The sequence below is a fragment of the Rhodococcus ruber genome (genome assembly GCF_027270735.1).
GTDB classification, from domain to species: Bacteria; Actinomycetota; Actinomycetes; order Mycobacteriales; family Mycobacteriaceae; genus Rhodococcoides; species Rhodococcoides rubrum_A.
The window spans coordinates 1-671 of the sequence record NZ_JAPWIJ010000036.1 but is presented as its reverse complement, the minus strand read 5'-3'; the positions used below and the strand labels follow the sequence as shown (position 1 = coordinate 671).

1 rRNA gene is annotated in these 671 nt (G+C 53.5%); it reads left to right on the top strand.

The annotated features are described in order from the left end of the window. Nucleotides 1-44: 44 nt before the first annotated feature. Nucleotides 45-671, top strand: a 23S ribosomal RNA gene (locus O4220_RS27710); the annotation flags it as partial.

The following is a 671-nucleotide window of genomic DNA, read 5'->3' as shown; positions in this document are numbered from 1 at the left end:
GTGTGTGTTGTTTGAGAATTGCACAGTGGACGCGAGCATCTTTGTTGTAAGTAATGAAGAGCGTACGGTGGATGCCTTGGCACCAGGAGCCGATGAAGGACGTAGGAGGCTGCGATAAGCCTCGGGGAGCTGTCAACCGAGCTGTGATCCGAGGGTGTCCGAATGGGGAAACCCAGCACGAGTGATGTCGTGTTACCTGCACCTGAATATATAGGGTGTGTGGAGGGAACGTGGGGAAGTGAAACATCTCAGTACCCACAGGAAGAGAAAACAATAGTGATTCCGTGAGTAGTGGCGAGCGAAAGCGGATGAGGCCAAACTTTGTGCGTGTGATACCCGGCAGGGGTTGCGTATGGAGGGTTGTGGGGTTTGCATTGTCGATTCTGCCGGATCGGCCGACAGTGAGAAATTGTGGTGTTAGTCGAAGTGGTCTGGAACGGCCTGTCGTAGAGGGTGAGAGTCCCGTAGACGAAAACATTGCAACTGTCGTTGTGGATACCCAAGTAGCAGCGGGCCCGTGAAATCTGCTGTGAATCTGTCGGGACCACCCGATAAGCCTGAATACTCCCTGGTGACCGATAGCGGACTAGTACCGTGAGGGAAAGGTGAAAAGTACCCCGGGAGGGGAGTGAAATAGTACCTGAAACCGTGCGCTTACAATCCGTCAAAGC